Annotated in this window: 10 protein-coding genes; all 10 read right to left on the reverse strand. The window is 56.5% G+C overall.

The features are described from left to right. Nucleotide 1: 1 nt before the first annotated feature. Entirely contained in the window at nucleotides 2-18,334 is an 18,333-nt protein-coding gene (locus DSM3645_RS30065) for a Calx-beta domain-containing protein (protein ID WP_002654085.1), read from the reverse strand. Between the two features lie 313 nt (nucleotides 18,335-18,647). Continuing rightward, nucleotides 18,648-21,170: a tetratricopeptide repeat-containing sulfotransferase family protein gene (locus tag DSM3645_RS28680; RefSeq protein ID WP_002654086.1), complete on the reverse strand. Its 2,523-nt coding sequence runs from the start codon at nucleotides 21,168-21,170 to the stop codon at nucleotides 18,648-18,650. 457 nt (nucleotides 21,171-21,627) lie between these two features. Further along, nucleotides 21,628-21,831, reverse strand: a complete 204-nt coding sequence (locus DSM3645_RS19820; RefSeq protein WP_040352831.1) for a helix-turn-helix domain-containing protein — start codon at nucleotides 21,829-21,831, stop codon at nucleotides 21,628-21,630. Nucleotides 21,832-21,855: 24 nt separating this feature from the next. Beyond that, nucleotides 21,856-22,584 (reverse strand): hypothetical protein, encoded by a 729-nt coding sequence (locus DSM3645_RS19825; protein ID WP_040352832.1) that lies wholly within the window; start codon nucleotides 22,582-22,584, stop codon nucleotides 21,856-21,858. Between the two features lie 3 nt (nucleotides 22,585-22,587). After that, nucleotides 22,588-24,147 carry a type IV secretory system conjugative DNA transfer family protein gene (locus DSM3645_RS19830; protein ID WP_116344541.1) on the reverse strand — a complete coding sequence of 520 codons (1,560 nt, stop codon included), beginning with the start codon at nucleotides 24,145-24,147 and terminating at the stop codon, nucleotides 22,588-22,590. Nucleotides 24,148-24,224: 77 nt separating this feature from the next. Continuing rightward, entirely contained in the window at nucleotides 24,225-24,932 is a 708-nt protein-coding gene (locus DSM3645_RS19835) for a hypothetical protein (protein WP_050769461.1), read from the reverse strand. Nucleotides 24,933-24,943: 11 nt separating this feature from the next. Beyond that, a complete protein-coding gene (locus DSM3645_RS19840) occupies nucleotides 24,944-25,546 on the reverse strand; it encodes a hypothetical protein (protein ID WP_002654098.1) in 603 nt (200 codons plus the stop codon). A 14-nt stretch (nucleotides 25,547-25,560) separates the two neighbouring features. Further along, complete coding sequence (locus DSM3645_RS19845) at nucleotides 25,561-26,337, reverse strand: hypothetical protein (RefSeq protein ID WP_040352833.1); 777 nt, start codon at nucleotides 26,335-26,337, stop codon at nucleotides 25,561-25,563. 105 nt (nucleotides 26,338-26,442) lie between these two features. Further along, on the reverse strand, nucleotides 26,443-26,682 hold the full coding sequence (locus DSM3645_RS28685; RefSeq protein ID WP_050769462.1) for a hypothetical protein: 240 nt from the start codon (nucleotides 26,680-26,682) through the stop codon (nucleotides 26,443-26,445). A gap of 82 nt (nucleotides 26,683-26,764) precedes the next feature. Then, entirely contained in the window at nucleotides 26,765-26,935 is a 171-nt protein-coding gene (locus tag DSM3645_RS30705; RefSeq protein WP_161603389.1) for a hypothetical protein, read from the reverse strand. Nucleotides 26,936-26,976: the final 41 nt, after the last annotated feature.

Here is a 26,976-nt window from a genome sequence, read left to right on the forward strand (position 1 = left end):
GCTATTTCAGTATCCAGGTTGGTTCTTCTGGTAAATAAATCTTCGGAGGATCGCCTAGGCCGTATTTATACAGGAGTTCTTCGATTGCCTTTTTTGGGTTCGCAGAGTTTGCCGCCTTCATTATTTCTTGAGCAAGTTTAAGCAATCGCTCAGCCTCAGTCTTACAGTTGAGTATGGCTCCTCCATGGTGATGAGCTGAAGGCGATCCCGCTTCGCTCAACAAACGAAAAGCTTCTATTACGTAAGGATTCATCGAATCATTCCCCGCTATCTTGGCTCTGCCATTTTGCAGCGCTAATATTGCTGCGAGAACATCGTATGCCTGATCTTGATACCAGTGGGATGGATTGGAAGCGTCATTGCCATTTCCCCAACTATATGTTCCAATAATATTTCCCTTCTCGTCTGTGACGACTATGAATGTGTGGTCCAAAGGATTCAGGGGATGTGTCGGGGCCCACCCACCAATTGGTCGGTCTACAAGGTAAATCTCCAGTCCGCTCGGGTCAATGGCAAACGAAGGACTGTTCCCGACGTATCGATAGAGATTCGGGTCCATCGCATCGAAACCGAGAGGATCTGCGCTGATCCAACGGCCAAGTTCAGCTTCGTAATACCGGGCTCGACTATACTGCAAACTGCTTTCCTCATCCCTTTCTCTTCCAGTAAATGCGAACAAGAAGTCGACAGCGGAGTTCGTTTCGCTGGCGACTTGGCCAAAGGCGTCGTAGGCAAAATGATTGACAATGGTCGTTGCGTCAGTTCCGGCGTCATATTCGGCTAGGTCACGGACCGTCCCGAGATTATCGGTCAGCACCCAGAGGACATCACCCGCAGTAGCGGTGCTGGCGACTTCTTCGCTCGCTAGCACTTGGTCGACATGTGGGCCGTACAAAAAGCGATTGGTTAAATTGCCTGCCTCGTCGAAGACAAGCAGCATATGATCGCCCGCGTTGCCACGTTCTTCCCGCATGCCGTCGTAGATGTAAATCTCTTCAACCGCAGTTCCGCTGACAGCCCCATCGACATCGATCGACTTCACGATCCGGCGATTGAAGGCGTCGTACGTGTACTCGACTTCGTGCGTGACGACGGAGAGACTGTCCTTAGTGATGATGCTGGTAAGACGATTGCGGTAGTCCCAACTGTATTCAATCACCTCGCCCGTCGAGATATTCGTCTTGGTTAGGCGGTTTCCTTCGTCGTCGTAAGTGTAATTGTAAGTGCCATCCGAAAGAATCTGATTGATGTCCCCCGTCGAATAACCACCGCCGATCCGGTTGCCGTTTTCGTCGTACGCGTACGACTCGTCGTCGGTAGTGCCGCTCCGGTCGGCGCCGGTCAACTGGTCGGTGTCATCGTAGTTGTAGGTGGCGTCTTCGGCCGAGTAGCCGTAAACAGTAAAGCCGGTCAGGCGGTTTCCTTCGTCATAGCTGTAAGTGTATTCGGCGAGCGTGCTGCTGCTGCTGCCTCCGTCGACGTGCGTGAGGCTCGTCAGCTGATCGGCATTGTCATAGCTGTAAGTGCTTGTCGCCACCGTTTCGGTACCGGCCAAGTCGGCATAACGCGTAATCGACGTGAATTGATACTTGTCTTCCGCGTCGTACGTAAAATCGACTCGCTTTTCAGCGACCGTGTTGCCGCCGACTTGGCCGGCCTGGGTGACCTGCGTCATCCGGTTCAGGTAGTCGTAGGCGTACTCGCTTTCCAGGTCGTCCGAGCCGTCGATCTCGACGGCCAGACTGATGCGACGGTTGAGGGCGTCGTACGCCTCGTCGATTACGACATCGAAGCCGAGCGCGGCCAAGTCATGCTCGGTGCTGGTGTTGCGGCCGAGATTATCGTAAATGAACGTGTAGGTCGCAGCCGAATCGCTTGCTTCGATCAGCTGCGATGCGGCGTCGTAGCTGTATGAAATTGTGTGGACGATCGACATGCCGTCCAGCCAATTTTCGGTGATGCGGCGCTGGAGATTGTCGTATTCGTAGTTAATCACCCGGCCGTTGCGGTCGATGTACTCGGTCAGATTGCCGGCAGAGTCGTACTCGTAGTAGCGCGTGTCGCTCAACTCGTTCGTGTTGGTCAGCATCCGGTTGAGCGCGTCGTACGTCCAGGTGGTCGTGTTTTCTTCCGGATCGGTCAGCGTCAGGCGATTGCCGTTGGCGTCGTAGGTATATTCGGTCTCGCCTCCTTCAGCATCGGTTTTCAGGATGAGACGGCCGAGGTTGTCGTAGTCGTAACTCGTCTCATGCCCCAGGCGATCAGTCTCGCTGAGCGTGCGGCCGAGCGCGTCGTAACTGTAAACCGTCCACGCGGCCAGCAGTGAACCGGCCCCATCGGGATCGGGCGTCGTCACTTTGATCGTGCGGCCCAGCGCGTCGTATTCATAGCTGGTCGCGCCATCAAGCGTGGACATCGACTCTAACTGCCCATCGTCATTGTAGACGTAGGTTGTGACAGGGGCCGCAAGCGGACCAGCGTCGTCGGGATCGGGCTCGGTGATCGACAACTGTCGTCCGAGCGCGTCGTACGTGTAGGTCGTGACGCCGCGGGGATCGGTCATCGTGGCGATTTGGCCGGATGCCGTATAGGTATAGCTGACCGTTTGATTTTCGGCATCCTCGACGCTCGCCAGACGACCGTCGGCGCCATAGACGTACGTCGTCACCGGGGCGGTCAGCGCCCCGCCGTCATCCGGATCAGGCAGAGTTTCCGTTAAGGTTCGACCAAGCGCGTCGTACGTGTAGCTGGTCGTCCGGCCCAGCGGATCGGTCATGCTGCTCAGTTGGCCAGCGGCGTCATAGACGTAGGTGGTGACCGGCGAAGTCGCCGCGCCGACGCCGTCCGGATCAGGCAGCGTGACCGAAATTTGTCGGCCGAGATTGTCATACTCGTAGACCGTTTCGTTCCCCAGCGGATCGGTCATGCTGACCAATTGCCCGTTGGCGTCGTACGCGTAGGAGACTTCGGGCGCCGTCAAGGCGTCGCCCCCATCGGGATCAGGAGAGACCTCGGCAATTTTGCGGCCGAGATCGTCATACACGTAAGTGGTGACGCCGCCATTGGGATCGGTCATGCTGACGAGCTGGCCAAACTCGTCATATTCGTAACCGGTGACCGGCGACGTGAGGGCGCCAGCGCCGTCCGGATCGGGCGAAGTAATTTCGACGACGCGGTTGAGTGCGTCATATTCGTAACTGGTGACATTGCCGAGAGCATCGGTTTCGGTCAGCACGTTGCCAGCGTCATCGTAGGTGGTGCTGCTGACCGGCGCCGTTTGCGGGCCTGCGCCATCGGGATCGGCCTGGGTGACGCTGGTGCGGCGACGGCGATTGTCATAGGCGTACGTGGTTGTCCCGACGGGCGTGGTGACCGACGCCAACATGCCGGCGGCGTTGTAGACATAGATCGTTGTCAGAGCGTTCAGCGCGCCGCCACCATCCGGGTCGGCGGTCTCGATTTCCACGCGGCGATTCAGTTCGTCATAGGCGTAAGTCGTCGTCCCGAGCGGCGTCGTCTCGGTCAGTAAATTCCCTTCGGGATCGTACGTATAGCTGGTCTCGACGCCAGCGGTATCGGTACGGCTGGCGACGCGGCCGAAGAGATCGTAGACCGTCGTTTCTGAAAGCGATAGCAGCGCGCCGCCCCCGTCGGGATCGGGATAGGTGACCGAAATCTGACGACCAAGATTGTCGTATTCGTAGGTCGTAACGCGACTGAGCGGATCGGTGATCGTGAGGATCTGCCCGTTGTCGTTGTAAGTGTAGCTAGTGACGGGCGCCGATAGCGGCCCGGCGTCGTCGGGATCGGCGCCGGTGACCGAGGTCAGCAATCCGTCGGTATAGGCGTATGTGGTGACGTTACCCAAAGGATCGGTAACCGTAAGGACATTGCCGTCGGTATCGTAGGTGTAGCTTGTTTCGGGAGAGGCTAGCAGGCCGGTATCGTCTGGATCTTCTTCCGTTATTGAGGAAAGACGTCCATCGGAATCGTAGGTGTAGCTGGTGGTACGACCGTTGATTGTTTCCATTGCAACCAGGTCGAATGCGTTATATGCATAGCTGATAACCGTGGCCGAAAGCGGCCCGGCGCCATCCGGATCGGACGAAGTAATCGAGATAACCCGATCGAGGCTGTCGTACGTATACGTCGTCGTATTGCCCAACTCATCGGTCTCGGTCAGCATATTGCCGGCCGCATCGTAGGTCGCTGTGGTAAACGCTTCGTCCGTTGTGCCAACGGCGTAAGTCGTTTTCGTCAGGTTGCCATATTGGTCATACTCAAACTCCGTTACGACACCATCGGCTTCGGTGATCGACGCTATCAATCCCTGTGGAGGATCGAACGCTATCGTCGGGGGTGACGTGTAGGTATACAAGGTGGTCAGATCGTCGGTCTCTAGGTTGTTTCCGTCGTCGATCTGCCCGATTATAGCTGTCTCGGAGAGGAGCAACGCATAATTCGAGTCGTACGCGTATAGGGTGATGTTGCCGTTCGCATCGGTGAACTTGATCGGTTCGTTCCACGTCGCATGATATTCCCACTGTCTTACGGAGCCATCGGGCAGAATTTCCGTCAGGAGATTTCCACGGGAATCATAAGCGTATTCATAAACGGGCGTTTCGAGCGGGCCAGCTCCGTCGGGATCTGGTTGAATCATCTTAGTAACGAGGCCAGCTGCATTTCGCAGATAAAAGGTGATATTGCCGAGCTCGTCCTTAGTTCGAGTAATGTTCCCGTGTGAGTCGGTCGCATAGTACGTAACAATACCGCTGCCGTTTACTATGCTTCCCCAGGTGTCATCCGCCTGCCCAAGGGGAGCTGGATTCTGGATGGTTCCGAGCCCTGCGGAGGCGAGACCGCGAGAGCTATACGAGTCATAGTAGACCGAGGAACCATCCGGCAGAATTTTCTGCGTTAGATTTCCATGGGAGTCGCGAATGTACTGTGTCGTTTTACCATTCGCGGCGGTAACCGAAGCAATTTCGCCGTGTGAATCGTAAGCGTACGTCTCCACCATCGGACTCAAGGCGCCTAGTCCATCAGGATCGGGCGAGGTCACCGTCTCAATACGGTTTTCACTGTCGTAGGTGTACGATGTCACGCGCCCGGCGATATCGGTAACGCTGGTGAGCAATCCGTCCGTGTAGGAATAAGCGACCGTTTCGCCAAATGAGTTGGTAATTTCGGAAATTTCATCCGCGACGGCATCTCCGTCGCCGTCTGCGTAGGAGTAAGTGGTGGTTTGGCCATTCGCCTCGGTAAGTGTCTGGATACGACCATTGCTATCGAATTCAAGCGTTTGATCTGCTTGATTGGTCAGGGTGTAGCCGCCATCGCTGTTTTGAGTGAGTAGCGAATAGGGTTCGTCCGCCAGGGAGAAAGTGCCGTCTCCATTGGCCAGAAAATGCTTACCGTCGCCATCTCCCAAATCAATAATAGCCCCGTTAGCCGTGGCGGTGATCTTGCCGAGATCTGATATGCCACCATTCCCGAGGGAGCTATCCTGCTTGGAGACGGTTAGCTGTCCAGTGAATGTTGAGCTTGGCAATCCTGCATCAAAGCTATCGCTGCGAAGTGTAGCGGTATAGCTGTAAACGCCGGTCCCCATTTCAGAAACATTGAACTGATGGGAAAAGGGAACCGTGACATCTCCATACTGCGGAAGTTCATCGGTTGAGTAATAAATTGTCTCCGTCGATCCTCCATCCAGATACCAGTCTACGGCAATGATACTTCCGGGCGGGCGATATCCCGACAGTTTGAAATCGACGGAAACTTGCCGGTTCGTTTTTGAGCCGGTAGCGGGCTCAGGAGCTTTTTCGGGGGGGCCGACGGAGCAACTGCAGTCGCAATTGCAAGGATCTTCGTCCTCGGTCGTCGTCGAGTCTTCCGCAGCTGTTGGTCCATTGGGAGCGACAGTCAGGGTAATTCGATCGGATAGTTCGCCAAGTTGAGTGAACAATCCGGTCGAATCGGTAAGCGTAAACGTCGCTTCAATGACCGCCTCACCTGCGCTGAGGGGCTCGGCATACAACGCATGTTGCTCCCGAAAGTCCAGTTGCGTCCCGGATGAAATTTCCTCGGGCGTTCCGTTGTTGTTCCACCAAAGTTTAACGCCGCCGCTTGCCGAAATCGTGAAATAACCAGAGGCTTCCACCGGAAGGTGATCGAAGGCGGCGAGCGTGACTGGAATCAAATCGTCATCCGCCAAATCAGTTTTGGGATCTTGGTAATCGGGGATCCCATTATCATCGTCATCATCTAAATTTGCGACAAAGATATCGGTGGGTTCCGGCCCACTTAGCTTCACCTGATGGGTCCAAAGCGTACCGGTCTGACCGACAATCTGATTCCAATAGTAGTTTCCGCTGTCGCCGTATCCCGGAATAATATTCGCCGGATCATAGAAAATAGCCCCTCCGCCTTCGATATAGGCAATATTGGTGTCCCAGTCGTAGTCCGGGTTGTCGAGCGTCGAACTGACGTGCTCGACGCGAAATTCGAGCGTCTGATCGATTCCAAACGTGCGGTTAAAACTGTTCACTTGCCCGTGGACCGGATTGGTCACAAAGGAAGGGCCTACGAAGAATTTGTACCGTTCGCTATGGCTTCCGCTATTGTCGCCAATCGTCAGTCGCAACCGGACTTCGTCCTCTTCCACGTTGCCGCTGGGGACGCTGCCGCCGGCGATCGCGTCGATGGCGTCCTGCTCCTCCGCATCGGGCGTCCCATCGTTGTCAGAGTCGCTCGACGTGGGATCGAATTGGAGGTTGAACTCAATAAAGTCATCAACGCCATCGCCATCGGTATCGCTTAGCCAAGGATTGCTGCCGAATTCGACCAATTCTTCGTAGTCGGGCAGCAAGTCTCCATCAGCATCCGCGTTGTTCACGTCTGACCCAAACAGAGCCCACTCCAGCAGGTCCGGTAGACGATCATTGTCCTGATCGGCATAGGCGTAAACGGAATCTGGATCCCAGGCAAGGGCGTTTTCGAATAGATCGCTTAAGCCATCGCCGTCCGTATCTGAATCGGTCGGATCGGAGCCGAGGTCAAACTGCTCTACGAGGTCTGGCAGGCCATCGTTGTCGGTATCCGCGGTTCGATCGTCAAGCGTGCCGACATTCAGCCCGTAATGGGCCTCGAGTGAGTCCGCTACTCCATCGCCATCACTATCTGCGACAAGTCCGATGTCAACGGAAGCCAGAGCATCGATGATAATGGCGGATTGATGAGAAATCGGGCTGACATTGCTGCTTAGTGGAGTTCCCTGACCAGCAGCGCCGCTTGTAGGCGCCATATTCTGGGGCGCGACAACTTCGATTCTCGGTGCACGAACCCAACTTTCGAGATTGAATTCGTAGTGGCCCTGGGCGTCCGTGTAGGTCGTGGCCAAAATGCGGCCAGCCAAATCGATTACATGAACCTCGATGTTTTCGAGTCCTTGTTCCGATCCGACATCCCATGTTCCCGCCCCATTGGTGTCCGCAAACACGTTTCCTTGAATGGAGGAGACAATCTCTCTACTTTGGATCGTAGCGACTGCTGCGGAATCCCCAATCGTCGCATGGACCGCATTAGAAAGGGAGAAGGTAAACGACTCTGGATTTTCAAAGATTCCGTCGTTAAGAATGTCGACGGTGACTATTTTTGAAGTTTCCCCTGCCGCAAATGTAAGTGTTCCCGCGGTCGCCACGTAGTCGCTCCCCGCAACGGCCGTTCCGTCAGCCGTCGCATAGTCTACCGTTACGGTCTCATCATCAGCCGGATGAAGCGTTACCGTAAAGGTCGCTGTGCCTGCATCTTCGTCGACGACGATATCGGCTACTCGCAACATTGGACCTTTGGCCGTCAGTTGCAGTTTATAGCTTCCAATCGCCGCACTGCTGGTGGAACTGGAGCCGCTGCCGGGTGCCGTTACGTCGTAGCTTTGGTTGTAGGTGGAAGAGACCCCGATATAGTACGTTCCTTCGGCCGGGGCGGTGAACAAAAGATAACTGTCGCCATAGCTGTAGGTGCTGTAGTCGTTCTCGCTGCTGGCGTCGTTATTGGACGTGAGCGGATTGCCGCTGGCGTCAAAGACTCGCAGGAAACTATTTAGAGGGCTCAAGTAGTTCCCGGAATCATCACGATAGGCGTCGATATCGATCAATAGATCCTGACCAAGTTCGAGAGAAACTTGATACAGATCGACATCCGCCGTGCCGTAGGTTCCGTCGCCGATTACTCCTTCGACTTCCACCGTTACATTCTCAGCAAGGGTGACTTCCAAGGCCCGCGATATCACGTCCCCGGCAGCGTCGGCAATCGTTGCGATCCCTTCCGCATCGACGATTGTTGCATTCACAGCATTCGAAAGAAGCAGACTGAATGATTCCGAATCTTCTACGATGCCGTCATCGAGAATCGTCACGGTCACTGTTTGCGTGGAAACGCCTGGGGCGAATGTCAGCGTGCCTGAAGTGGCGGTATAGTCGCTGCCTGCCAACGCGGTCCCATCGACGGTCGAGTAGTCGACCGTGACCGTTTCGCTGTGCGTTGGATTGAGGGTGACCGTAAAGGTAACCGTACTGGCGTCTTCACCGGTCTGGACGTCGTTAATCGTCAAGGCCCGGTCTTTGGCTTGCAGTTGCAGCTTGTATTGACCGAGGGCGGCGCTGTTGCTGGAATACGTGCCGTTTTCCCCGGTGACCGGATTGTAATTTCGATTGTATTCGGAAGAAACGCCAACGTAGTAGATGCCTGCCGCGGGAGCGATGAATTCCAAATAGCTGTCATTGCTGGAGGAATAATCATCGCCGCTTGTCCCGTTGTAGTTGTACAACAGTTGATTGCCGCTATCGTCAAAGATGCGGAGGTAGCTTTTGAGGGAACTTAACGTCGAGCCATCGTCCAGACGATTGGCGTCGGTGTCGATGGTCAAAGTCTGCCCCTGGAATAGGGTGACTTGGTAAAGATCGGCATCCGCGGAGACGTATTGGCTATCGCCGATTTCTGCGGTGAGTTCATGTAGTTGGTTGTCGCTCAAGTCAACCACTTGGGCGCTAGCCAACGATTGGCCTGGAACGTCAGGCGTGGGGGGAGTATTGGTTTGGAGTTGGAGCTTGTAGGCGCCCATCACGCTTGTACTGGCAGCGATCGTATTGCTGCCGATGGTCGTGGGATCGTAGTTGCTGTTTTGATTGGAGGAGATGCCGATATAGTAGGACCCTGCCGCCGTCGCGACGTAGGAAAGATAGGCGTCATTTCCCGCCGAATAGTCATTGGTGCTGGCCCCGTAGTTGCTGGCTGCGACTTGATTGCCATTGGCGTCAAAAATCCGCAGATAGCTGTCCAGGCTGCTTAAAGTAGTGCCGTCATCGAGATAGTTCGCATCGACGTCGACCGTTAATGTTTGCCCCATCGCCAGCGTGACCTTGATCAGATCAACGTCGGTCGTCAGGTAGTGTCCGTCACCGATCTCCGCTTCCAACTCGGTCGCCTGGTTGTCAACAAGTTCAACCTCTTGGGCGGTGGTCAACTCTTCCCCTAGCGCATCGGGATCGACCGCACCGACATCCTGTAGTTGCAGCGTGTATTCGCCAAATGCGGAAGAACTGCTGGAAGTCGAGCCGCTATTAACGCTTGTCGGATCATAGTTATGGTTGTAGTACGAGGAGACGCCAATGAAATAGGTCCCCGAGGTGATCGCGACGAAAGAGAGGTAGCTGTCGTTTCCGGAACTGGGTTGGTAGTCGTTGTCGCTTTGCGCATTGTCGTTGTAGGTGACTTGATTTCCAGTCGCGTCGAAGATCCGAATGTAGCTATTTAGAGTTGCACCGCTGACATAGCCGGTTGCGTCGTCGTAGATGGCGTCGATGTCGATGATCAATTGGTGGTTGGCCTCAAGCGTTACTTGATAGATGTCGACATCCGACGCGCTATAGGTTCCGTCTCCGATTTCGCCATCGATCGTCGACCAGTTTCCTTCGGTCAGTGCGATCTCGAGAGCATTGGCCAGATCATCTCCGGCAGCATCGCCAATCGTCGCTGTCGCCTCGCTATTGGCGAGCGCTGCCCCGACTGGACTGGACAATTGCAACGTAAAAGATTCTGGGTCTTCCAAGACGCCGTCATCCAGAATGGTGACCGTTACCACTTGGCTGGTGGTACCCGCAGCAAAGGTTAATGAGCCTGAGGCCGTGAGGTAATCGCTACCTGCGAGTGCCGTTCCGTCCACGGTTGTAAAATCCACCGTGACGACTTCATCGCTGGCATAGTCGAGCTCCACCGTGAAAGTGACCGTGCTCGAGTCTTCACCAACCTTGACGTCTTCGACGCTTAACAAACGCTCCGAGGCCGTCAACTGAAGCTTGTAGTCGCCAATCGCATCGGCATTGGCCGACGTTTGACCGCTTCCCAACGTGGCGGAATTATAGTTGCGATTGTACTCGGACGAGACGCCGATGTAGTACATGCCGGTTGTCGTCGCCAAAAATGAAATGAAGGCGTCGTCACTGGAGGCGTAATCATTGGGGCTGAGATTATCGTAGCTGTAGCGAAGCTGGCTGCCAGCATCGTTGAAGACTCGCAAGTAGCTTTCCAGGTCACTCAGCTGGTTGCCGTCATCCAGTTGCTGCGCGTCGATGTCGATCGAGAGCGTTTGGCCTTCGAAGAGATAGACCGCGTACAAATCTACGTCCGCTGTACCGTAGGAGCCGTCACCGATATTGCCGCTGAGCTCCGTCGTGACGCCAGGAGTAATGGAAACGTTTTGCGCCGACAGAAAATCGTCGCCAGGTTCTGGCGTAATCGTGGCAGTCGCTTCGCTATCGAGCAGCGTAGCGTTCGCCGAGATGTTCGACAGCTGCAAGGTGAACGATTCCGGATCTTCCAAGATCCCATCATCGGCGATCGCTACCGTGACGGTCTGCGTCGCCGTTCCCGGTGCGAAGGTCAACGTGCCCGATGTAGTCGTGTAGTCGCTCCCCGCCAACGCGGTTCCATCGGCGGTCGCGTAGTCGATCGTCACCGTCTCGTCGCTCAACGGGTTGAGCCGAACCGTAAACGTGACCGTGCTCGAATCTTCGCCGACCGAGACGTCATCCACCGTGATCGCCGGACCATCGGCCAGCACCTGCAGCTTGTAGGCCCCCGCCGATTCCGTATAGCCGGAAGTCTGGCCTGACCCGGTTACTTCCGGATCGTAGCTCGTGTTGTAGGCCGATGAGACCCCCAGGTAGTACGTACCCGCGGTGGTCGCCGTGAACGTTAGAAAGGGATCGCGATAGTTGTAGCCCGTGTTGTCATTGTCGCTGAGGGCGTAGCTATTGGTCAGCAGCAACGTTCCGGCCGCATCGAACAGCCGCAAGTGAGCGTCGAGCGGACTGAGCTGGGTCCCGCTATCCAGCAGATAGGCGTCGACGTCGAACGTCACCGTCTGGCCAGCGAACAGCGTCACCGCGTAGAAGTCAACGTCCGAAGTGAAGTAGGCCCCGTCGCCGATCGTCGCATCGATTTCCACCGGCACGAACGGATCGAGTTCCAGAACTTCCGCCGTCGACAGTTCTTCCCCCGCCGAGTCGGGCTCCGGTGGCGTCTCGGCCAGCAGCTGCAGCTTGTAGGCGCCCACCGCCGCCGTGCTGGTCGAGGTCTGACCGCTTCCTGCCGTGGTCGGATCGTAGTTGCGGCCGTAGTACGAGGAGACCCCGATGTAGTAGGTTCCCCCGCTGAACGCCGTGAACGAGAGATAGCTGTCGGCCGAGGAGCTGTAGTCATTCGGACTGGCGCCGTTGTCGTTGGCGCTCAGCTGGGTCCCCGTCGAGTTGAACATTCGCACGTAGCTGTTGAGCGAACTGAGCGCCGTCCCGTCGCCATCCAGCTTCACCGCGTCGACATCAATCCGAATCGTTTGCCCCGCCGACAACGTCACCGCGTACAAGTCGACGTCCGCGCTCCCGTACGTCCCGTCCCCGATCGAACCGTCCAACTCGACCGCGACTTCCGGCGTCAAGCTGACGTCCAAGGCTCGGCTCAGTTCATCCCCCGCCGCATCGGCGATCGTCGCGGTCGCTTCGCTATCGAGCAGCGTAGCGTTCGCCGAGATGTTCGACAGCTGCAGCGTGAACGATTCCGGATCTTCCAACACCCCATCATCCAGTATCGTCACCGTCACGGTCTGCGTTGCGGTCCCTGGAGCGAAGGTCAACGTCCCGCTTGTCGCCGTGTAGTCGCTCCCCGTCAACGCGGTTCCGTCGGCGGTCGCGTAGTCTACCGTCACTGTCTCGTCGCTCAGCGGATTGAGCCGAACGGTGAACGTGACCGTGCTCGAATCTTCGCCTACGAAGACGTCGTCCACCGTGAGCGCCGGACCATCGGCCAGCACCTGCAGCTTATAGGCGCCAGACGCTTGCGTATAACTCGAGGCCTGACCCGACCCGGTCGCTTCCGGATCGTAGTTGGTATTGTAGTCGGACGAGACCCCCAGGTAATACGTCCCGGCCGTGGTCGCCGTGAACGTCAGGAAGCTGTCCTGGTAGTTGAAGTAGTGGTAGCCCCAGTAGTACTGGCTGTAGTCGTTGTCGCTGTGCCCTGACGAGTTCGACTTCAGCTGGTTGCCCGCCGAGTCGAACAGCCGCAGGTAGCCGTTGAGCGAACTGATCGTGTTCCCTTCGTCGTCCCAGTAGGCGTCCAGGTCGAACGTCACCGTCTGACCGACGGTCAGCGTCACCGCGTACAGATCGACGTCCGAGGTGAAGTACGCCCCGTCCCCGATCTCGGCGTCGATCTCCACCGGTACGAACGGATCCAGTTCCACGACCTGCGCTGTCGAGAGTTCTTCTCCCGCCGAGTCGGGCGTCGGCGGCGTCTCAGTCAACAGTTGCAGCTTGTAATCGCCAATCGCCGCAGCGTTGGTCGACGTCTGACCGCTTCCTGCCGTGGTCGGATCGTAGTTGCGGCCGTAGTACGAGGAGACCCCGATGTAGTAGGTTCCCCCGCTGAACGCCGTGAACGAGAGATAGCTGTCGGCCGAGGAGCTGTAGTCATTCGGACTGGCGCCGTTGTCGTTGGCGCTCAGCTGGGTCCCCGTCGAGTTGAACATTCGCACGTAGCTGTTGAGCGAACTGAGCGCCGTCCCATCACCGTCCAACCGCAACGCGTCGATGTCGATCCGAATCGTCTGTCCCGCCGCCAGCGTTACTGCGTACAGGTCGACATCCGCGCTGCCGTACGTCCCGTCCCCGATCGAGCCTTCCAACTCAACGGCGACTTCCGGCGTCAAGCTGACGTCCAAGGCCCGGCTCAGTTCATCCCCCGCCGCATCGGCGATCGTCGCGGTCGCTTCGCTGTCCAGTAGCGTGGCGTTGGAGGAGATGTTCAACAGCTGCAGCGTGAACGATTCCGGATCTTCTAAGATCCCATCATCGGCGATCGCTACCGTGACGGTCTGCGTCGCCGTTCCCGGTGCGAAGGTCAGCGTCCCGCTCGTCGCCGTGTAGTCGCTCCCTGCCAACGCGGTTCCGTCGGCGGTCGCGTAGTCTACCGTCACTGTCTCGTCGCTCAGCGGATTGAGCCGAACGGTAAACGTGACCGTGCTCGAATCTTCGCCTACGAAGACGTCGTCCACCGTGAGCGCCGGACCATCGGCCAGCACCTGCAGTTTGTAGGCGCCAGACGCGCTATTACTGGTCGAGGTCGAACCGGACCCGGTCTCTTCCGGATCGTAATTGGTGTTGTAGTCGGACGAGACCCCCAAGTAATACGTCCCGGCAGTTAACGCCGTGAACGTCAGGAAGCTGTCCTGGTAGTTGAAGTAGTGGTAGCCCCAGTAGTATTCGCTATGGTCGTTGTCGCTGTGGCTCGACGAGTTGGATTGCAGCTGATTACCTGCCGAGTCGAACAGCCGCAGGTAGCTGTTGAGCGAACTGATCGTATTTCCTTCGTCGTCCCAGTAGGCGTCGATGTCGAACGTCACCGTCTGCCCTTCGAACAGCGTCACGGCGTAAAAGTCAACGTCCGAAGTGAAGTAGGCCCCGTCGCCGATCGTCGCGTCGATCTCCACCGGTACGAACGGATCCAGCTCCACGACCTGGGCGGTCGAGAGCTCTTCCCCCGCCGAGTCAGGGGCAGGCGGCGTCTCAGCCAGCAGTTGCAGCTTGTAGTCGCCGATCGCCGCCGCGTTGGTCGAGGCCTGCCCGCTGCCTGCGACCGTCGGATCGTAGTTGCGGCCGTAGTAAGAGGAGACCCCGATGTAATAGGTTCCACCGTTGAACGCCGTGAACTCGAGGTAACTGTCGGCCGATGAACTATAGTCGTTGGAACTCGTGCCGTTGTTGTTGTAACTCAACTGGGTTCCCGAAGCGTCGAACATCCGCACATAACTGTTGAGCGAACTGAGGCTAGAGCCGTCGCCATCCAGCTTCACCGCGTCAACGTCGATCCGAATCGTCTGCCCCGCCGCCAGCGTCACCGCATACAGGTCGACATCCGCGCTGCCGTACGTCCCGTCCCCGATCGAACCTTCCAACTCGACCTGAACCTCCGGCGTGAGGCTGACGTCCAAGGCTCGGCTCAGTTCATCTCCTGCCGCATCGGCGATCGTCGCGGTCGCTTCGCTATCCAGCAGCGTGGCGTTCGAGGAGATGTTTGACAGCTGCAGCGTGAACGATTCCGGATCTTCCAAGATCCCATCATCGGCGATCGCTACCGTGACGGTCTGCGTCGCCGTTCCCGGAGCGAAGGTCAACGTGCCTGAAATCGCCGTGTAGTCGCTTCCCGCCAAGGCCGTGCCATCGGCGGTCGCGTAGTCTACCGTCACCGTCTCGTCGCTCAACGGGTTGAGCCGAACCGTAAACGTGACCGTGCTCGAATCTTCGCCGACCGAGACGTCATCCACCGTGATCGCCGGACCATCGGCCAGCACCTGCAGCTTGTAGGCGCCAGAAGCTTGCGTGTAGCTCGAGGCCTGACCCGTTCCGGTCGTTTCTGGATCGTAGTTGGTGTTGTAGTCGGACGAGACCCCCAGGTAATACGTCCCGGCGGCGGTCGCCGTGAACGTCAGGAAGCTGTCTTGGTAGTTGAAGTAGTGGTAGCCCCAGTAGTACTGGCTGTGGTCATTGTCGCTGTGCCCCGACGAATTCGACTTCAACTGGTTGCCCGCCGAATCGAACAGCCGAAGGTAGCCGTTGAGCGAACTGATCGTATTTCCTTCGTCGTCCCAGTAGGCGTCCAGGTCGAACGTCACCGTCTGACCGACGGTCAGCGTCACCGCATACAGGTCGACATCCGAAGTGAAGTACGCTCCGTCCCCGATCTCGGCGTCGATCTCCACCGGCACGAACGGATCGAGTTCCAGAACTTCCGCCGTCGAGAGCTCTTCCCCCGCCGAGTCGGGCTCCGGAGGCGTTTCGGCCAACAGTTGCAACTTGTAATCACCGATCGCCGCCGCGTTAGTCGATGTCTGACCGCTTCCCGCCGTGGTCGGATCGTAGTTGCGGTTGTAGTACGAGGAGACGCCGATGTAATAGGTTCCGCCGCTGAACGCCGTGAACTCGAGGTAGCTGTCGGCCGACGAGCTGTAGTCATTGGAACTTGTGCCGTTGTTGTTGGAGCTCAGTTGGGTTCCCGAAGCGTCGAACATCCGCACATAGCTGTTGAGCGAACTGAGGCTAGAGCCGTCGCCATCCAGCTTCACCGCATCGACGTCGATCCGAATCGTCTGTCCCGCCGCCAGCGTTACTGCGTACAGGTCGACGTCCGCACTGCCATACGTCCCGTCCCCGATCGAACCGTCCAACTCGACCTGAACCTCCGGTGTAAGCGAGATCGTTTGAGCCGAGGCAATATCTTCGCCGGGGTTATCGGGCGGCAACGCGGGCGCCAGTAGCAACTGCAGCTTGTATTCGCCTTCTGCCGCTGTCGAGGTCGACGTGCCGCCGCTTCCCTCTGTCGTGGCGTCATAGTACCGGTTGTAGTACGAAGAAACGCCGATATAAAACGTTCCGGCGGAGGGAGCGACGAACCATAGGTAGCCGTCGCTGCCAACGTCGTAGTAATCGTTGAGGCTTCTGTCGTTGTCATTGGCCAGCAGCGAATTGCCGGAAGCGTCGAACAGCCGGAGATAACTGTTGAGCGAGCTGTACCAGGTTCCATCGTCAAGCCTGGTGGCATCGATGTCGATCGCCAGGCGTTGTCCCTGCGTCATCGTCACAGCATACATGTCGACATCAGCGGAGTAGTAAAGTCCGTCGCCGATTTCAGCATCGATTTCTACGGAAACATCTTCTGTCAGAGCGACCGTTTGAGCCGAGGAGATATCGTCTCCGGCGCTGTCGGGCGAGGGAGGTCCAATGTCCGTCAGCTGCAGTCGGTAATCCCCCGTGGCCGACGAACTGGTGGAGGTGGCGCCGCTGCCAAGCGAATTGGAATCGTAGTAGCGGTTGTAATACGACGAGACGCCGATGTAGAACGTGCCTGACGAGGGAGCGACGAATAGGAGATAGCTGTCGCTTCCCGAACTGTCGTCACTGTCGCTTGTCGCGTTGTCATTGAAACTGATCTGACTGCCCGACGCATTGAAGATGCGGAGATAGCTATTCAGACTGCTATCAGGCGTTCCGTCGTCGAGATAATTCGCGTCGATATCCACCAAAAGCCGGTCTCCGGCGTCGAGCGTCACCGCGTAGAGGTCAACGTCGGCCGATTGATACCAGCCGTCGCCGATCGTAGCGTCAATCTCAGTCGTCACGTTTTCGGTCAGGGTGACCGTCTGGGCCCCGAGCAGCTCTTCGCCTGCACTGTCAGCGGGCAATGGCTCGGATGCCAGCAATTGGAGCCGATATTCTCCGTGCGAATTGTAACTCGTGTAATCATTCCCACTTCCCGCCGTGGTTGGATCGTACGACGGATTGTATTGCGACGAGACTCCGATGTAAAAGGTTCCGGTCGTGGGGGCGACAAACGTCAGATAGCTGTCGTTGTAGCCTGAGTAGTCATTGGCGCTATAGCCGTAATTGTTTTCCGCAAGTTCGTTTCCGGAGGCGTCAAACAGACGGAGATAACTGTTCAAGTCGCTGTACCAACCGCCCCCCGTGTCGAGATAGTTGGCGTCGATGTCGATCGTCAGAGCTTGACCTTGTTGCAGCGTGACCTGAAATAGATCGATATCTTTTCCTGGAAAGAGACCATCCCCAATCTCCGCGTCGATCTCTGTCAGAACATTTTCCGTCAATGAAACCGTTTGAGCGGTTGTCAGGTCATCCCCTTCGGCATCGGCGGTTGGCGCTCCTTCCGTAAAGAGTTGCAGACGATAGTCGCCTGTCGCTGCCGAATTTGTCGAAGTCGACCCGCTTCCCGCCACGGTCGCACTGTAGTAGCGGTTGTAGTAAGAGGAAACGCCGATGTAGTAGGTTCCCGCCGAAGGCGCCAGGAACGACAAGTAGCCGTCGTTGCCTGTGCTGTAAAAATCATTGTCACCGGCGCCGTAGTTGCTTGCCGCGAGTTGGCTTCCCGAGGCGTTAAATACTCGCAAATAGCTGTTGAGATTGCTCAGATTGCTGCCGTTGTCGAGATAATTTGCATCGATATCGATCGAAAGTCGTTCGCCAGCCGCCAGCGTCACCTCAAACAGGTCGACGTCTTTACTCTCGAAGGCGCCGTCCCCCACTTCGCCGTTGATTTCGGTTAAGACGCTTGGCGTTAGGCTTACCGATTCTGCGGTTGAAATCTGATCGCCATAAGCGTCGGGCGGAATAGGATCGGTCGCGAGCAGTTGCAGAATGTAATCTCCGCTGCTCCCCGAACTGCCGCTGCCTGAGGTAGCAGGATCGTAGCCGCTATTGCCATAACCCGAGACCCCGATGTAGAAGTCGCCAGAAGTGACAGCTGTGAACGAGAGATAGCTATCGAGGTAGCTGTAGAAGTCGTTTTCGCTTTCGCCGTTGTCGTCGACCGCAACCTGGTTTCCAGAAGAATCGAACAGCCGTATGTAGCTGTCCAGCCAACTCAAATTAGTGCCATCGTCAAGGTAGTTCGCGTCCAAGTCGACCGAAAACGTTTGCCCTGCCGAGAGCGACACCTTGTAGAAATCGACGTCACTGGAAGCGAAGGTTCCATCGCCCACACTCCCTTCGATGACGTATTGCGTATCGACGACGAACGCCGCGGTTTGGGCAGTCAGTATTGAATCGTTGTCCTCGACCGAGACCAGATCCGCCGCCAGCAATTGGCGAACTTCCAGTTGCTCATGCCGGTGAGATCGAGTGTTGATACGCGCCTTGGGGAGCCGTTGCTTTTTCCATTTTAGCCCCAATTTCTTCAGCGTTTCCGTCCAGGTAAAGATCGACCTACGCATGGCAAGAGTCCTTTGCTGCGTTGCGGCTAGATTTTATGGAGAGGAGTCTTTCACTAGATTAGCTACCCCTCGCAATTGGGACCCCGGCTTTTGCAGAAGAGGCCCTCTCTAGAGGAGTGCCCGCAATTTATCGAACGAATCTTTCATAAGCAACCGTTTTTATGAAAAACTTTCTAAAGTTGCCCCAACCCTTTTAATCGACAGCAGTTACGGAATACAAATGTTCGATTAATGTGCAGCGAAAAACGTGATAGCAGCCGTCAATGCGAAATTGCTTCTGATTGCATTGCCATGTCTCGAGAATCGACCGCGACTATTCAGGAAGCACTTTCTTCAGAGAATCAAGATGTCGTTCATAGCGTTTCCAGGCCCCCACGGACGAATGATAAACGGGCTGCCGAACTTGCCATTTGCTAGGTGTCTGAACAGCTCGTTTTGATCCTTGAAAATCGAGGCACGCCTCGTCCCATGGCAAGCCGCAAAATTCAACCATCCGCCGGCTTTCTTCTTCCTGATTGGCCACTAGTTCTTCGTAACGCACATCAAGGATTCGCAGTGAGGTTACTTCCTTCCAATGCGCCATCAAGCGGCGATATCCCTGGAAATAAATCGCCGCTGCGTCCAGATCACAAAACGGCCATTCGAGATTTTGGCGGAAACAAGAAACGCAGACATCGAGCGGATCGCGTCGAACGTGGATGACTTGGGCGCGAGGGAAAAGCCGGGCAATAAATCCAAGATGCCGAAAATTGATCGGCATCTTGTCCGTGACTCGCAGTGCGGAAGCAGCAAGCTTGCGAAGTTGTTCCAAATAGGAGTCGGCCATCTCTCTGGCGACTTGCTGCGTGAGCAAACTTGCGGCCTGCGGATAGCGTGCTTCCGAGTTCAACCGTCGCGGTAAAGTGAGCGTCAAATCGGCGATGTCGACCCGCTCTCCCGCCCCGTAGACATCGGGATGACTTGAAAGAATCTGTTCCACTAATGTTGTTCCAGATCGCGGCATTCCGACAATAAACACCGGCAATTCGCTCTCCGATCCAAAGCGATCGCTATGCTCCCGGAAATACTCCTCGCCGAAAATCTCCATAAACTCTTGGGTATGGAACTGGGCTCTTTTTTGCATTTCACGATCGCCAGAGCGCAAAAGGCCGCGAGGATCTTCGCATTTCAGTCGATTGGCGATTTGGTAATGCTCGAAGGCGGCGTCATAGTTTTTGTCCGCATCATACAGCCCTGCCAGGGCAAAATGCATCAGCACCTGTTCGCGGAACGGAAGATCGCCGCGATCCAATAAGCCTCTTACCTGCTGGATCGAACGCGGCACGTCGTCCACTTTTTTGGATCGAGCCAATTCGAACTGGGCCAATGCCCGCCGCGGATCGAAACGGACCGCGGCGGAGAAGGCTGCGCAGGCGTCGTCGATGCGGCCTTGCTCCAGATAGATTTTTCCTAGCGACTCGTGGGCAGGGGCGAATCCAGAGGCCAAGCGTATCGATTCCTCAATCTTCCCTAGCGCCTCGGCGTGCCGCCCCATGTTAATGAGCGCCGCCCCCCAGGCCTCCATCGCTTCGGCGCTCGGGGCGAATTTTGCCGCTGAACTCAGATGTAGGAGCGCTCGCTCGCCCAGTTCCTCTCGTTCCGTTAGTTCCAGCCTGGCGCGTTTGTCCGGTGTTAGTCGCGAAGCTAAAACCATTCCCAGCAAAAGATGCGCTGGCGCAAATTTCGCGTTCGCTTTCAAGGCCTTCACGCAATACTGTACGACTTGATCTGGATCGGCCAGGATCTCGCAACACGTCGCCAGTCCCAGCAATGCCGGTCCATGGCACGGATCTCGGAAAAGTATTTCCGTCAGGATTTCCAGTCCCTTTTGAGGGTTGCCTCGCAGTCTTTCAAGATGAGCGAGTTCGACAAGTGCTTCGCTGGAGCCGGGACGCAATTCCAAGGCTCTTTGCAATGCCATTTCCGCCGCATCGAATTGTTGAGATTGGCGCCGACTTACGGCGATCAATAAGTACGCGCGAAAAAATTCAGGATTCAGTTCGAGCGCTCTCTCGAAGCTGGTTACGGCTTCCGAGGCTCTTTCTTGCGCCAGTTGACTGACTCCATAGTTGACATGCGCTGTGACGTTTTCAGGAAAGCGCTCAAGAAGTCTCTTGAAGATTTGCTCGGCCTCTTCATGACGATTTTCTTGCCCGAACGCTTCGCCAAAGCAGTTGGCTAGTTCCACGCTTTGAGGAAAACGCTCAACAGGTTCGGACAACAAATCGATCACTTCCCGAGTCTTTCCACGCTCCATCCAATGACGAGCCAGCTTGATGTAAGCATTCAAATCATCGGGAAATTCGCCCAACCGTTGGCGAAGAATTTGCTCGGCTTGCTCGGAATCTCCAATGGCGACTGTTGATCTGGATGAAGCCTCCGGCGACTTTGGAACGCTTGTTTGGCCTTGAAGCTTCAGCGACACAGCGGCCAAATTACGGCGTGCTTCCTCGCATGCGGAATCGAGCGAAATCGCTTTTCGAAAACAGGACTCTGCGATTCGCAAATCTCCTAAAGCCATTCGAGCCACGCCCAAACTGTTGTAGAGCACGCCAATTGTCGGCCCGATTTCTACGGCCTGTTCTAAAAAGACGACAGCCTCCCGATCTTTCCCCTGCTCGTGAAGATTCAGGCCCAGCAGGTGAAGTGCGTTCAGGTCCTTCGAAGTATCGATGAGGATTTGGCGATACGTTCGCTCAGCGGCTGCTAAATCACCAGCCCTATGCAGCTGAAATGCAGCCTGCAATCCGTTTTTCATCATTTCCCGATTTGTGAATTGGAACGTTTGTGAAGTCAAGAGGGCGACTGTGGCAAAAACGGATTATGATGGAGCTAAAGGAGCATGTCTAGAATTGACGGTCGGACAGCGCGGATTGCGGCGAGCGCTTCGCCGAAAGCACGCGTAGCCTTTGCGATAGGCCGACTTGTTTCCAAATACTTTCAAGCGTAAATCTCAAGCGTTCGCCGGGCGACATTTTGTTTCGCTGCGATTTTGCGGCGATCGCCGCCGAGAACCTAATCTGGTCAAAACGGCTGCAGTCTGGTGGATTCGACAGTACAAAAGCGTGGGAATCGTCGCCATGAGGAGAACGCACAAATCGGCTGGAACTTCAACTTCCTCGTCGAAATCCTTGGGGCTGTGAAACCATCAAGATCAAAACGCCGATGCTCGCACTCATTATCAGAAGTTCGAGCACCGTAATTCCGCGTTTGCGAGCGAAAATGTCCACGGAAAACGCCCCCGAAACCCCTTATTAAAAATGCCGCCTCGCACTTGGCGGCAGCTTCACCATCTCTTTCTTCTGACGTTCCAAATAACTCTGCAAATCTTTCTCCGAAACCCGCTTGCACGTTACGATTTCGTAACACGGGAGTTCGCCGGTGGCGATCAGCTTGTACACCGAGCCAACACAGACTCGCAATTCGCTTGCCACTTCTTTGACGGTCAATAGGTCCATAAAAACCTTCCAAATGAAGTTCGTTCAATTCATGTCAATATCGAAGCCTGGACGGACGTAGCCACTGAGCGGATGAGGTTTGGGAGCGGTCAGCGTCGCAGCGGCGGTGAGTACCATGACAATTTTGATCACGTCTTTCGCTTGGACAGGGGCGATAGGAAGAGAACGAAGGATGGTCTCTTGCTGGCCGATTGGGCTCGTCGCGGTCTGGCAGAGCATCGATAAGACAAGTTCGATGCAGACCGCCTCCTCAACGTCGTTGCGAGTCAGTCGCTTGCTGTCTTCAAGCTGACTGGCGAACGCCTTGGCTTCGTCATCCGGCTGCATATGGAATTGGGTTTTGACTGGCTGTCCTTGCCAGCTGCGCCAAATGACGACTGGTTGATCGTAGTAGCGACTGCGGAAGGCGATCGCTTCTTCGCTAAACCAGATCGTGAGTCGGCTGGCGAAAAACTGCCGGGCTAAAGCTTCCGGCGCCAAGGTTCGCAGTAGTTGCGACGCGAAGGAGCCAATCATTAATCCGCCCAGGATGGAGAAAGCGATTCGCAATCCGACTTCATCGATCCCAAGGTGCGACCAGACAATCACGACAGAAACGCCGTTGATGATCCAGATCAGGCATTCGGTAGCGAACTTTCCCCAACCGATGCTGCGCCAATGAACGACGCGGGCCGAGACGACTGCTCGACGCTTATCGGGATCAAACAGAAGCGGCGGCCATGGGGAAAGGCCGGGCGCCGACACGCGGATCATGGTTTACCTTTCGTCAAACTTGCCGCGGAACAGTTCGTGCTTGTCGTAGTAGGCTCGCTGCAAAATCATCGGCCGGTAACCGGGGCGGATCACCAATTGACGCAGCTTTTTGTCATCGCGAGCGAAGTAACGTCCGATTTCTTCGGCCGTCATCAAGGGATGCGTCGCCACCGACCACGACTCGCCGGTGGCGGCATGTTTGGCCGCTTGTTCGAATGTGGGCATGTTCGTCGAGCGGGTGATCGCTAGCGACTGTCCCAGGAGCTTCGAGCAATACTCCAAGGTGGTTTGATCGGCACCGCCAAAGACTTGCAGCAATCCGGCGTTGGCGATGAACGTCTCGAAGTTTTTGGGGAAGTTCGCCCGTAGTTGATTCAAATCCTGCAGGACAACGTACATACGGGCCCCGAAGCCCGCGATCTGGCCAATGGCGGTCTCCAGGCAGCGCATGCCCCCTAACGCGAAAAATTCTTCCAAAATCAGAACGGTCGAGTGCCCAGTTTGATGCGGCTCCTCTTCGTGGGCGGCGATCGCCAACTGCACGACCAACCGCAGCCAGCCGCTGAGATCGGCCATCCGCATCGCCGGCAAGCTGACGTAGAGGGCGAGCGAGCTCCGTTTCAAATCGCGAAGGTCGATTGAATCGCCGCGGAGCGTCTCTTGGATGCACTCGATCGCAATCCATTCCAGGTGTTTGTTCAGGTTTGACAGGACCGATGAGAATTCGCCACCCGTCCGCGCGTAAAAATTTAATGCGGCCGAACGGACCATGCCGCCGGCGGCGTCGCTTTCGGTCATTTCCCGTTCGAGCCAATAGCGGTGCGGATCGTCGGGATCGGGCGTGGCAAGTTCCGACGCCAGTTTCCAAACGGTGACCAAGTCACGCATGCCGGCATAGTTTTGATGCGTGACGACATGGACGCAAAGGGCGGCCAAGATCTGCTTCGCCGTATTGTCCCAATGCGGATCTTTCGTCTCGCCCGGCACAATTATGGCGTCGGCGATCAGTTTAGCGTTCGGCACCAGAGTGCGACGGCCGGAACGGAGCAGGATTTGAAGTGGATTGAACACCCGACAAAAACGGCGCGTCTTTTCGCCGGAACATCCGAAGGGATCGAGCAGCGAGACTTCTTGCCCCAGGCCATCGGCCCGCCAGCGGGCTGTAATCCTGGCGTGCTCGCCCTTGGGATCCACCAGCACCATCGATGTAGAGGCCGGTAGGCTCAATGCCAGGGGGATCGTCGCGGCCCGCCCCTTACCGCTACGAGAACCTGCAATCAGTAATGAATGTTGATCTGTGGATACGCCGAGCGGAACTCCACCTTCCACCCACCGCGATAAGCGGCCGTCGGGAAGTCGTGGCCCCGTCACCACCTTGCCTCCTGCGACGCCGAGAAATAGTTTCGACTGCAGGTTTCGCTCTGCATCGAACCGGAGCGACTCCGTCGCGATCAAGTTCTGCGGCGACTCGAAGTAAGCATTGGACGGTCGACCGATATCGTCTCGATGCCGACCGCGCGGAAGATCGCCGAGCAGATCGAAACGATCGGTATCGTTTTGCATTTCAACTTCCCTCTTCATCTTCCTATCGCCCCCACCCCCACTGACTTCGGAGATCTGGAAATCACGGTGACCGAGAATTAATCGAACCGCGGCAACTGGGCATTGGCGACCATTTCATGTTCGATCACATACTGCCCCGGCTCGAACCCGGCGTCGCTCAAAATACGCCGCCAGCGAGCGGTTTCCTCCTGCGACACGAAGTAAAGGGCCAAGCCCCCTCCCTGCGCGCGATACCGTTTCAAAGAGTCGAGCATCTGGAAACCTTTTTGGCTGCGTGTTTCAGGATCTTGCTCGCTGTCGGCCATATCGCTGAGGACGACGGTCAACAGCCGCGTCCTTTCGGTCACGCCCGGCATCGACGACATGAATTCGACCGTCTTACCGGTCGCCTCGAAGACCGGCGAACTTTTGGGATCGGAATTTGCTTTCAGAAATTCATTCAGCTCTTCCGGACTGCGAAAGCGGCGACGCATCTCGGCCGGAGTGCCCTCGAAGAGAATGGCGTTTTGATTGTCGCTGAGCTGACCGAGGACAACCCGCGACTCTGAGCCCATTCCTTCCGTAAAGAAACGGTCGATCAGCTGTAAAAAGAGCGTATAGGCGCGATCATCCCACTGATCGTGGAAGGAGCCGCTCATGTCGACGACGACCGCGAGACAAGCATCAAGCTCCTGCGTCTCGAACGGTTTTTGGTTCACTTGGGTAGCCTGGCTTTCGATGCAGCCGCCTATCGAGAGGGCGGACAAGCAGGCGATCGCGACCCAAAAATTGCGTGGGGTTTTCATACCAAACTCCTTTAAACGGTGGGGGAGTGAGAATAGTCGGCATGCCAGGCGCCGATCAAAGCGAGGCCTGCCATGTAAAGTACTGTCGCCGCCGGAGCGACATAGCTAGGCGCCTCGCTCCAACTGCTCGAGGTTTGGCTATCGAGTCCGACGTAAAAAATTCCGGCGTCGCCTAGAAGGATGATCGCGGCGATGCCGGTCAGCAGATAGAACAAGATCGGATTGCGTGATCGCTGTCGGGTGATTTCGCCCATTTCCTGCAGCTCTTTGAAAACGCGTATCCAGAGGAGCGTCACCGCGATGAACAAGATCAACGCCATCAGCATCGACAAGTCAAGGCGATCGAAGCCGTCATAGTTTCGCAGCATCCCTGCCCCCGGAACCGGCAACTTGTAGAGCCGCATCTGGAAAATCGGCATGATCACCCGCAGCCCTTCCGCGCCGACGGTGAGGTAGACGAGCGCCACGATAGGCATCAGCACCAAGTTCGCGGCATAGAAGACGATTCGCTTGCCGAGCGACTTGCGTCGCCGCAGGATCTTGGGAGGCGCCGGAGATCCGTTTTGACCGCCGTCGCGGGCGAACGCCTCCTCGAACGTACGAAACTCAAACATGACTTTCCCTTTCGTTAGGCCGCATCTGGCGACTTGGAAGCGGCTGGAATTTGATGTTCGGAGCGGAAACGGGCGAGCGCCGCTTCCAAATCGCGGATGATGCCTTCGATATCCGCCTGCGAGCTGGTTTTGGCGGGCTGCACGATCAGGCGGACGACGCTCCCCACATACGACCAGATCGCCTTGGCAGCATTCCCCTTGAGCGGACGATCCTGTTTGGCCTCTGGCTTAGCGACCGGCGTTGAAGTTTCTTTCGCGACAATGGTCGATTTACCGGCGGAAGTTCGCCCGGCGGCATGTTTTTTCTGCAGTTGCTTGGCGACCTGGATGCTGATGTGCTGCCCATTGCGGGCCAGTTGCAGCGCTTCGTCGCGGGCCGCTGGCGGCGTGGTCTCGCCCGCCAGAATCTTGAGCGACTCGCTGACAAATTGCTTCGTCAAATGCCCTTCCGCGACGAACGATTTGCCGAACGCGGTCCAGACGGCGATCGCCCGATAGGCCTGAGCCCTGGAGACCTCGGCTGCTTCCCAAAAGTTCTGCTCCCGCTCCTCATCTCCGACGTTTTCGGTGACGATGCGATACAAATAGAGATAGCAGCCGGTGCAGATCATCGATTCAACTTGGAGAACCCGCAGTTGATCCGACATTTTGACGCTCAACGCCACGATTTGGCCGTCCGCCAAATGCTCTGCGGCGGAGTCGAGCTCGAACTTTGTCGTTTCGGCGACGCGCTGCATCAACTCCGTCGTCGACAACTTGCCCGCCAGAATTTCTTCAAACAACCTATTCATGGAACGGTTCCTGGGGAGGGAGGGGATCAATCTCGCTGAGCTTCGTGGAGCGTGACCGGAATTGGAAAAGTTCGATGTGGACGACCGCTGACGATGACTGCCCGCTTATCGGAAGGTGGACGGGGTTTGGCGCCAGCGAAACAACCAGAGCAACAACAGGAAGAGCCAGAGCAGCCAGGCGGCGACGCCGAGCAGATAGGCCAGCCACAGAGCCGACACGATCAGCAGCAAAATCAACAGCAGCATCCAGCCGGCAAGCCGCAGGACGTAAGCCAGTCCCAAGAGCAAAAGCCAGATGGACAGGTCAGCCGGATGGCTAGCGTCGCGAAAGGTTCGAGCGGACATCGGATGCCTCTGACAATGGTGACGGAAAAGGAAAAAGGGGCGAGCGGCGGCGATCGCCGCCCGCCTTGCCGATCTCGGTCGTCTAGCGTTTGGGCTCGATCGTCGTATGGCTGTGCCCCTTGATGACCAATCCTTTCGGTTTGGATTTGAAGCACGAAGCGATCCACCAGATCACGCCGATTACGAAAATCAACGTGAAGAAGTTGGCGGCGCCATCCGCATCCGACGAGGCTTGAGCGAGCAAGTTCAACATGAAACAATCTTTCTTCGAGTGGGAATTTGGAATTCAACGCG

The organism is Blastopirellula marina DSM 3645 (assembly GCF_000153105.1).
GTDB classification, from domain to species: domain Bacteria; phylum Planctomycetota; class Planctomycetia; order Pirellulales; family Pirellulaceae; genus Blastopirellula; species Blastopirellula marina.

Coding starts and splice junctions, on each gene's coding strand:
- DSM3645_RS28685 (WP_050769462.1), bottom strand. CDS start 26,682: ATGTCCGCTCGAACCTTTCGCGACGCTAGCCATCCGGCTGACCTGTCC.
- DSM3645_RS19820 (WP_040352831.1), bottom strand. CDS start 21,831: ATGGACCTATTGACCGTCAAAGAAGTGGCAAGCGAATTGCGAGTCTGT.
- DSM3645_RS19825 (WP_040352832.1), bottom strand. CDS start 22,584: ATGATCCGCGTGTCGGCGCCCGGCCTTTCCCCATGGCCGCCGCTTCTG.
- DSM3645_RS19840 (WP_002654098.1), bottom strand. CDS start 25,546: ATGTTTGAGTTTCGTACGTTCGAGGAGGCGTTCGCCCGCGACGGCGGT.
- DSM3645_RS30065 (WP_002654085.1), bottom strand. CDS start 18,334: ATGCGTAGGTCGATCTTTACCTGGACGGAAACGCTGAAGAAATTGGGG.
- DSM3645_RS19845 (WP_040352833.1), bottom strand. CDS start 26,337: ATGAATAGGTTGTTTGAAGAAATTCTGGCGGGCAAGTTGTCGACGACG.
- DSM3645_RS19830 (WP_116344541.1), bottom strand. CDS start 24,147: ATGCAAAACGATACCGATCGTTTCGATCTGCTCGGCGATCTTCCGCGC.
- DSM3645_RS19835 (WP_050769461.1), bottom strand. CDS start 24,932: ATGAAAACCCCACGCAATTTTTGGGTCGCGATCGCCTGCTTGTCCGCC.
- DSM3645_RS30705 (WP_161603389.1), bottom strand. CDS start 26,935: ATGTTGAACTTGCTCGCTCAAGCCTCGTCGGATGCGGATGGCGCCGCC.